An 8594-nucleotide genomic window follows, 5' to 3' on the forward strand; every position below is an offset into this window, starting at 1 on the left:
GCCAATGTCGCCCCCCCCCCTACGGGTGGGGGCGGGGGGGGGGGGGGGGGGCCCCCCCCCCCCCCCCCGCCGCCGTCGGCGAAGGACCCCGTGCGGGCGACATCGACGCCCGGGGGCCGTCCGGCGTCCGGAGCGGCCCCGGGCGCGTTCAGCCCCGTACGCCGCACAGGTGCAGCAGCGCCGCCACCTGGCGGTAGGGGTCCGTGCGGCCCGCCCGCTCCTCGGCGGCCAGCAGGACCTCCGCGTCCGGCGGCACCGGAGCGCCGTCGGCCACCGTGTCCGTGAAGACGCGCACCCCGTACCAGGCGTGCAGCGGCGCCCCGATCCCGGCGAGCGTGCCGGTCAGCGTGGCGAGCCGGTCGGCGCGGACGTCGAGGCCGAGCCGGTTGGTGTACGCCGTCGTGTCGAACGAGGCCAGCGCCGTCGCCCAGTCCCCGCCGATCCCCGGCCGCATGGCCAGCGCGTCGGCGTTGCGCACCAGCAGCGAGAGCAGCCCGCCCGGGGCCAGCATCCGCGCCAGCCCGGCGAGCAGCGCGTCCGGCTCCTCGACGTACATCAGCACGCCGTGGCACAGCACGACGTCGAAACTGCCCGGCAGGAAGTGCACACCGGTCTCGTGCCCGTCGCCCTCGATGAGACGCACCCGGCTCCGGATGCCCTCGGGCTCGGCGGCCAGCGCCTCACGGGCCACGGACAGCATCGTGGCGTCCTGCTCAAGAGCGGTCACCTGGTGGCCGGCCCGCGCGAGCCGCAGGGCCTGGGTGCCCTGGCCCGCTCCGACGTCGAGCACCCGAAGGCGCTGTCCCACCGGATACCGCCCGGTTATCTGCTCATCGAGCTGCCGGGCCACCAGTTCCTGCCGTACGACATCCCGCAGCCCGCCCAGCCTGCTCAGCCAGGCATCCGCCGCGCCCCCGGAGAACGACGTAGTAGTCAGGGCCGCTCTCCGCGCTTGACCTGCGGCTTCGGCAGCCGGAGTCGACGCATCTGGAGGGTGCGCATGAGCGCGTAGCGGACCGCGCCCCGGGTGTTCTCGTCGGGGAAGCGGGTGTTGAGCTGCTTCCGCAGACGGATCGCGATGACGAACGAGTCCACGACGATCATCACGATGATGACCGCCCACAGCAGCAGCGCCACGTTCTTCAGGATCGCGACCGGGACCACGCTCAGGATGAGGATGATCACGGCCAGCGGCAGGAAGAGCTCGGCGATGCAGAGCCGCGAGTCCACGTAGTCGCGGGCGAACCGGCGGACCTTGCCCTTGTCGCGGACGGGGAGATACCGCTCGTCACCGCTGGCCAGCGCCTGGCGCTGCCGCTCCATCGCCGTACGGCGATCGTCACGCTGGCGCTTGGCGGCCTCCTTGCGCGTCGACGGCGTCTGGGCGACGCTGCGGCGCTGGGTCTGGGCCTCACTGCGCTTGGGCGTGGGGCGGCCCTTCGGGGCCTGAGGGTCACGGGTCACTTTGGAGTCGGTCACCGGCGCCTTGTCGGCGGGGGCCTTCTCTTCCTTCGCACGGCTACGGAACACAAAACCCAAGGGTACGGGGTCCGCGAGCATGGACGTCGGCCGAGTGGGGAACGATCCGGCAACACCCTGCGTCTGTGCTGGACAGAGGGGATGTCGTCCCGGGGTGGATCCCGGGGTGCCACCTACTCCTCACGCCGGAGCGGTGACGGGCACGATCGTCCTTGGGGATGAGCGCATCCTTCCCCGAACAGTGCGGTAATGGATGTGGGGCCCGTACTGTGGGTCCTGTTGCAGTACCTGGAGCTGGAGTCCGTCAGAAGGGGGCGCGCGAAGCCCATGAGCGGTGTCATGAAGCGTATGGGGATGATCTTCCGCGCGAAGGCGAACAAGGCCCTTGACCGGGCCGAGGACCCGCGCGAGACCCTCGATTACTCCTATCAGAAGCAGCTGGAGCTGCTCCAGAAGGTCCGGCGCGGTGTCGCCGACGTGGCGACCAGCCGCAAGCGTCTCGAACTGCAGCTGAACCAGCTCCAGAACCAGTCCTCCAAGCTGGAGGACCAGGGCCGCAAGGCCCTCGCGCTCGGTCGTGAGGACCTCGCCCGTGAGGCGCTGTCGCGCCGTGCCGCGCTCCAGCAGCAGGTCACCGACCTGGAGACGCAGCACCAGACGCTCCAGGGCGAGGAGGAGAAGCTCACCCTCGCCGCCCAGCGGCTCCAGGCCAAGGTCGACGCCTTCCGTACGAAGAAGGAGACGATCAAGGCGACGTACACGGCGGCCCAGGCGCAGACCCGGATCGGTGAGGCCTTCTCCGGCATCTCCGAGGAGATGGGCGACGTCGGGCTCGCCATCCAGCGCGCCGAGGACAAGACCGCGCAGCTCCAGGCGCGGGCCGGCGCGATCGACGAGCTGCTCGCCTCCGGAGCCCTCGACGACCAGTCCGGGCTGGCGAAGGACGACATCCAGAGCGAGCTGGACCGGATCTCCGGTGGTTCGGACGTGGAGCTGGAGCTCCAGCGCATGAAGGCCGAGCTGGCCGGCGGCTCCTCGTCGCAGCAGCAGGCGATCGAGGGCGGCACGGGCCAGAACCAGTCGTCCTCGCAGCCGCAGGACACTCCGCGCTTCGACAAGCAGTGACCTGACCTGGCGGCCCGTGCCCGAGGAGGCGTCATGATCGTACGGATCATGGGGGAGGGGCAGGTGAAGCTGGACGACGGCCGGCTCACCGCCCTGGACAAGCTGGACAACGAACTGCTCGCCGAGATGGAGAGGGGTGACGAGTCCGGCTTCCGCCGCACTCTGGGAGCTCTCCTGGACGCGGTGCGCAGCGCGGGGACCCCGCTTCCCGACGACTCGCTGGAGCCGTCGGAGCTGATCCTCCCGGCCGCGGACGCCACCCTTGAGGAGGTCCGCGCGATGCTGAGCGACGAGGGCCTGATCCCGGGCTGACCACCCCGGTCCCGACGCCCACCGCCCCGGAAGCCGGGCCGCACACCACGCGTGCGCCCGGCCGGGTCCGCTGCGGCGCGCCCCGGCGAGGTCCCGTAAGGCCGGCTGCGCCGTCCCGGCGGGGCCGGGCCCCGAGAACCCCCCACCGCGACCGGCGCCTCCCGGGCTCCGTCCCGTGCCCGGGTCGGGGCGAGCCGCCCGCGCAGGTGGGCCGTGCCTGCCGGGTTCTGAGTCCGGGGGAGCTCTGACCGCGGCGGTCGGGTGATGCCGGATGCGCTCACGCTCCCCGAGCGGGCTGCTCCGGCCCCCGGGTCGGGAGAGTCGTGCCGTACCAGCCGGTTCCCGGCCCGGCAGGGACCCGTACCGTGGACCGGATGAGCACCCTGGAGCGTACGAGGGACTGGCTGCGGGACCACCGCCTCGCCCTGGACGCCGCCCTCGCCGCGGGCGTCCTCGCCGCCATGGTGGCCGGTTCCTTCGCCGAGTCGCGCGGCGCCGCCGGCACGGCCTGGACCGACCGCGCCCCGGACGCCCTCAGCCTCGCCCTGATGGTCCTCGGGGCCGCCGCCCTGGTGTTCCGCCGCCGCGCCCCGATGAAGGTCCTCGCGGCGACCGTCGGCGTCTCCCTGGTGGAACTGGTCACCGCCGACCCCCGCGCCCCGGTCGCCATGTCCGCCGTCGTCGCCCTCTACACCGTGGCCTCGGCCACCGACCGCCCCACGACCTGGCGCGTCGGCCTGCTCACCATGACGCTCCTGACGGCCGTCGCCATGCTCGCGGGACCGCTGCCCTGGTACGCCCAGGAGAACCTCGGCGTCTTCGCGTGGACCGGCATGGCCGCCGCGGCCGGTGACGCCGTCCGCAGCCGGCGCGCCTTCGTGCACGCCATCAAGGAACGCGCGCTACGGGCCGAGCGCACCCGCGAGGAGGAGGCGCGCCGCCGCGTCGCCGAGGAGCGGCTGCGGATCGCCCGCGACCTCCACGACGTCGTCGCCCACCACATCGCCCTGGTCAACGTCCAGGCCGGAGTCGCCGCCCACGTCATGGACAAACGCCCCGACCAGGCCAAGGAGGCCCTCGCCCACGTACGGGAGGCCAGCCGGTCCGCGCTGAACGAGCTGCGCGCCACCGTGGGCCTGCTGCGCCAGTCCGGCGACCCCGAGGCCCCCACCGAGCCCGCCCCCGGACTGGCCCGGCTCGACGAGCTCGCGGACACCTTCCGCAACGCGGGGCTCCCCGTCGAGGTGGCCCGCTCCGACGCCGGCACGGCGCTGCCCGCGGCCGCCGACCTCGCCGCGTACCGGGTGATCCAGGAGGCCCTGACCAATGTGCGCAAGCACGCGGGCCCGGGAGCGAAGGCCGAGGTCAGCGTGGTGCGGGTCGGTCCCGTGGTCGAGGTGACCGTCCTCGACGACGGTCCGGGACACGGCACGGGAGCCGGCCGGGACACCGGAACCGCCGCGGACCCCGGCCCCGGCCTGGAGGACGGCCCCGGACCGGACCCGGCGGACGACACCGGACCGCAGGAGGGCGGCGGCCACGGACTGCTCGGCATGCGCGAGCGCGTCACCGCGATCGGCGGGAGCTGCACGACCGGTCCCCGCTACGGAGGCGGCTTCCGCGTCCATGCGATCCTTCCGGTCGAGAACCACGCCTCGGCCCTGGGGGACCCCGTATGACGATCCGTGTCGTGCTCGCCGACGACCAGGCCCTGCTGCGCAGCGCGTTCCGTGTGCTGGTCGACTCGGAGCCCGACATGGAGGTCGTGGGGGAGGCCTCCGACGGCGCCCAGGCCGTGACCGTGACCCGCGACGAGCGGGCCGACGTCGTGCTGATGGACATCAGGATGCCGGGCACCGACGGCCTCGCCGCCACCCGCATGATCACCGCCGACCCGGGCCTCGCGCATGTACGGGTCGTGATGCTGACCACCTTCGAGGTCGACGAGTACGTGGTGCAGTCGCTGCGGGCCGGCGCGTCCGGGTTCCTCGGCAAGGGGGCCGAGCCCGAGGAGCTGCTGAACGCCATCCGGATCGCCGCGGGCGGCGAGGCACTGCTGTCCCCGGCGGCGACCAAGGGCCTCATCGCCCGTTTCCTCGCGCGGGGTGACGACGAAGCACCCGGCACCGCCCGCTCCGAGCGGCTCGGCGCGCTCACCGGGCGCGAGCGCGAGGTCCTCGTCCAGGTCGCCGCGGGCCTGTCCAACGACGAGATCGCCGAACGTCTCGAAGTGAGTCCGCTCACGGTGAAGACGCACGTCAACCGGGCCATGGCCAAACTGGGCGCCCGCGACCGGGCCCAGCTGGTGGTCATCGCCTACGAGTCGGGTCTGGTCCGCCCGAGGGTGGACTGAGCGTTACCCGGCCGTACTGCGCCTGGAGTAGGTTCCGGGTAAGGAAATGGACCCAGGGGCTACGGATCACCGCCCGTTCATGGCCCAGGGTGTGACGTGGGGAGTTCCCCCGTCCCCCGCGTTCCGCCCGAACCACGGAAGAGAGACCCACCACCCATGTCCTGGCTGTCCAGATTCAGCCTCGCGCAGCGGGCCCTCATCGGGCTGATGTCGATCGTCGCGCTCGTCTTCGGGGCGATAGCGATCCCCCAGCTCAAGCAGCAGTTGCTGCCCACCATCGAACTGCCCGTGGTGTCGGTGCTCGCGCCGTACCAGGGTGCGTCTCCCGACGTGGTCGAGAAGCAGGTCGTCGAGCCGGTCGAGAACAGCCTCCAGGCCGTCGACGGCATCACCGGTGTCACCTCCACCGCGAGCGAGGGCAACGCCGTCATCATGGCGTCCTTCGACTACGGCAACGACACCAAGCAGCTCGTCGCCGACGTCCAGCAGGCCGTCAACCGGGTCAGCTCCCAGCTCCCCGACTCCGTCGACCCGCAGGTCATCGCCGGCTCGACGGACGACATACCGACCGTCGTCCTCGCCGTCACCTCCGGCCAGGACCAGCAGGCGCTCGCCGACCGGCTCGACCGCACCGTCGTCCCCTCGCTGGAGGGCATCTCCGGCGTCGGCCGCGTCCAGGTCGCCGGTGTGCGTGACCTCCAGGTCACCGTCACCCCCGACGACAGGAAGCTGGCGAAGGCCGGCCTGACCCCCGCCGCCCTCGGCCAGGCGCTCCAGGCCGGCGGCGCGACCGTCCCGGCCGGATCCTTCGACCAGGACGGCAGCAACCGCACCGTGCGGGTCGGCGGCGGCTTCACCTCGCTCGGCCAGATCCAGGACCTGATGGTCCCGGGAGCGCCCGGCAGGAAGCCCGTGCGTCTCGCGAGCGTCGCCACCGTCGAGCAGCAGCAGGCCGCGGCCGACTCCATCACGCGCACCGACGGCCGCCCGAGCCTCGCCGTCACCGTCACCATGGCCCACGACGGCAGCGCCGTCGCCATCTCCGACGCCGTCAAGGACAAGCTGCCCGGCCTGCGGGCCGACCTGGGCAAGGGCGCGACGATCACCGTCGTCAGCGACCAGGGCCCCGCGGTCTCCAAGTCCATCCACGGACTGACCACCGAGGGCGCCCTCGGCCTGCTGTTCGCGGTCCTGGTCATCCTGCTCTTCCTGGCCTCGGTCCGCTCCACGCTGGTCACCGCGGTGTCCATCCCGCTGTCCGTGGTGCTGGCCCTGATCGTGCTGTGGACCCGTGACCTGTCGCTCAACATGCTGACGCTGGGCGCGCTCACCATCGCGATCGGCCGGGTCGTCGACGACTCGATCGTCGTCCTGGAGAACATCAAGCGGCACCTCGGCTACGGCGAGGAGCGCCAGGAGGCGATCCTCACCGCCGTCCGCGAGGTGGCCGGAGCGGTCACCTCCTCGACGCTCACCACGGTCGCCGTGTTCCTGCCGATCGGTCTGACCGGCGGCATGGTCGGCGAACTGTTCGGCTCCTTCAGCCTGACGGTCACGGCGGCGCTGCTCGCGTCCCTGCTCGTCTCGCTCACGGTCGTCCCCGTGCTCTCGTTCTGGTTCCTGCGCGCTCCCAAGGGCACCCCGGCGGACGCCGAGGAGGCCCGCCGCAAGGCCGAGGAGAAGGAGGAGCGCAGCCGTCTCCAGCGCTTCTACGTCCCCGTGCTGCGCTTCGCGACCCGTCGCCGGGTGACCAGCCTGCTCATCGCCGCCGTCGTCCTCGTCGGCACGTTCGGCATGGCGCCGCTGCTGAAGACGAACTTCTTCGACCAGGGCGAGCAGAAGGTCCTCACCGTCAAGCAGGCGCTGAAGCCGGGCACCAGCCTGGCCGCGACCGACGCGCAGGCCAAGAAGGTCGAGAAGCTCCTCGGCGGCGTCAAGGGCGTCAAGGACTACCAGGTCACCATCGGCTCCTCCGGTTTCCTGGCGGCCTTCGGCGGCGGCACGGACACCAACCAGGCGTCGTACCAGGTCATGCTGGAGGACTCCGCGTCCGCCAAGGACGTGCAGGACCGCATCGAGAAGGGGCTCGGCGCGCTCTCCGGCCTCGGCACCACCACGGTCGCCGCCGGTGACGCCTTCGGCAGCCAGGACCTCAAGGTCGTCGTGAAGGCGGCCGACGCGGACGTGCTGCGCAAGGCGGCCGGACAGGTCCGTGACGAGGTCGCCAAGCTCGACGACGTCACCGACGTCACGAGCGACCTCTCCCAGAGCGTTCCGCGCATCTCGGTCCGGGCCAACTCCAAGGCCGCGGCGGCCGGTTTCAACGACGCCACCCTCGGCGCGGCCGTCACCCAGGCGGTCCGCGGCACGACCACGGGCAAGGCGATCCTGGACGACACCGAGCGGGACGTCGTCGTCAAGTCCGCGAAGCCGGTCACCACGATCGAGGAGCTGCGCGCGCTGCGCCTCGGCGCGGTGAAGCTCGGTGACATCGCGGACGTGAAGCTCGTCGACGGGCCGGTCTCGATGACCCGCATCGACGGCCAGCGCGCCGCCACGATCACCGCCAAGCCGACCGGTGACAACACCGGCGCGGTCAGCGCCGACCTCTCGGCGAAGCTCGGCAAGCTGAAGCTGCCCGCCGGTGCCACCGCCTCGGTCGGCGGTGTCTCCTCGGACCAGAGCGACGCGTTCAAGAACCTGGGCCTGGCGATGCTCGCGGCGATCGCGATCGTCTTCATGCTGCTGGTGGCGACGTTCCGTTCGCTCGTCCAGCCGCTGATCCTGCTCGTGTCGATCCCGTTCGCGGCGACCGGCGCGATCGGCCTGCTCGTCGTCACGGGCACCCCGATGGGTGTCCCCGCGATGATCGGCATGCTGATGCTCATCGGCATCGTGGTGACGAACGCGATCGTGCTGATCGACCTCGTCAACCAGTACCGGGCACAGGGCCACGGCGTGGTCGAGGCCGTGATCGAGGGCGGCCGGCACCGGCTCCGCCCGATCCTGATGACGGCGCTGGCGACGATCTTCGCGCTGCTGCCGATGGCGCTGGGCGTGACCGGTGAGGGCGGCTTCATCGCGCAGCCCCTCGCGGTGGTCGTGATCGGCGGTCTCATCAGCTCGACGCTGCTGACGCTGCTGCTCGTCCCGACGCTCTACGCGATGATCGAACTGCGCAAGGAGCGCCGGGCGGCGAAGAAGGCGGCGAAGCGCGAGGCGAAGTCCGCCGGCACCCCCGCCGTGAGCGACGAGGACAAGTCCCCGGAGCCGGCCGGAGTCTGATCCGGCGGCAACGACGAAGAGGCGCCCCTCGGTCACGAGG

At 72.1% G+C, this 8594-nt stretch carries 7 protein-coding genes; 5 read left to right on the top strand and 2 right to left on the bottom strand.

Translation table 11 applies throughout. The features are described 5' to 3' along the window. Positions 1–148 precede the first annotated feature (148 nt). Entirely contained in the window at positions 149–850 is a 702-nt protein-coding gene (locus ACFWI4_RS38560; protein ID WP_387206033.1) for a class I SAM-dependent methyltransferase, read from the bottom strand. A gap of 83 nt (positions 851–933) precedes the next feature. Beyond that, entirely contained in the window at positions 934–1560 is a 627-nt protein-coding gene (locus tag ACFWI4_RS38565; protein ID WP_387206035.1) for a DUF3043 domain-containing protein, read from the bottom strand. A 246-nt stretch (positions 1561–1806) separates the two neighbouring features. Here ACFWI4_RS38565 and ACFWI4_RS38570 point away from each other — a divergent pair, with 246 nt between their 5' ends. The 5 genes from ACFWI4_RS38570 to ACFWI4_RS38590 all read left to right on the top strand — a co-directional run bounded on the left by ACFWI4_RS38570 (position 1807) and on the right by ACFWI4_RS38590 (position 8554). Then, positions 1807–2604 (top strand): PspA/IM30 family protein, encoded by a 798-nt coding sequence (locus tag ACFWI4_RS38570; protein ID WP_339135423.1) that lies wholly within the window; start codon positions 1807–1809, stop codon positions 2602–2604. Positions 2605–2637: 33 nt separating this feature from the next. Further along, entirely contained in the window at positions 2638–2916 is a 279-nt protein-coding gene (locus ACFWI4_RS38575; RefSeq protein ID WP_385407224.1) for a hypothetical protein, read from the top strand. A 374-nt stretch (positions 2917–3290) separates the two neighbouring features. Next, entirely contained in the window at positions 3291–4595 is a 1305-nt protein-coding gene (locus ACFWI4_RS38580) for a sensor histidine kinase (RefSeq protein ID WP_387206037.1), read from the top strand. After that, on the top strand, positions 4592–5269 hold the full coding sequence (locus ACFWI4_RS38585) for a response regulator (RefSeq protein WP_387206039.1): 678 nt from the start codon (positions 4592–4594) through the stop codon (positions 5267–5269). The genes ACFWI4_RS38580 and ACFWI4_RS38585 overlap by 4 nt, the downstream gene beginning before the upstream one ends. Positions 5270–5425: 156 nt before the next feature. After that, entirely contained in the window at positions 5426–8554 is a 3129-nt protein-coding gene (locus tag ACFWI4_RS38590; protein ID WP_387206041.1) for an efflux RND transporter permease subunit, read from the top strand. Positions 8555–8594: the final 40 nt, after the last annotated feature.

Source organism: Streptomyces sp. NPDC127038, from assembly GCF_042725875.1.
GTDB lineage: Bacteria > Actinomycetota > Actinomycetes > Streptomycetales > Streptomycetaceae > Streptomyces.

Coding starts and splice junctions, on each gene's coding strand:
- ACFWI4_RS38565 (WP_387206035.1), bottom strand. CDS start 1,560: ATGCTCGCGGACCCCGTACCCTTGGGTTTTGTGTTCCGTAGCCGTGCG.
- ACFWI4_RS38590 (WP_387206041.1), top strand. CDS start 5,426: ATGTCCTGGCTGTCCAGATTCAGCCTCGCGCAGCGGGCCCTCATCGGG.
- ACFWI4_RS38575 (WP_385407224.1), top strand. CDS start 2,638: ATGATCGTACGGATCATGGGGGAGGGGCAGGTGAAGCTGGACGACGGC.
- ACFWI4_RS38570 (WP_339135423.1), top strand. CDS start 1,807: ATGAGCGGTGTCATGAAGCGTATGGGGATGATCTTCCGCGCGAAGGCG.
- ACFWI4_RS38585 (WP_387206039.1), top strand. CDS start 4,592: ATGACGATCCGTGTCGTGCTCGCCGACGACCAGGCCCTGCTGCGCAGC.
- ACFWI4_RS38580 (WP_387206037.1), top strand. CDS start 3,291: ATGAGCACCCTGGAGCGTACGAGGGACTGGCTGCGGGACCACCGCCTC.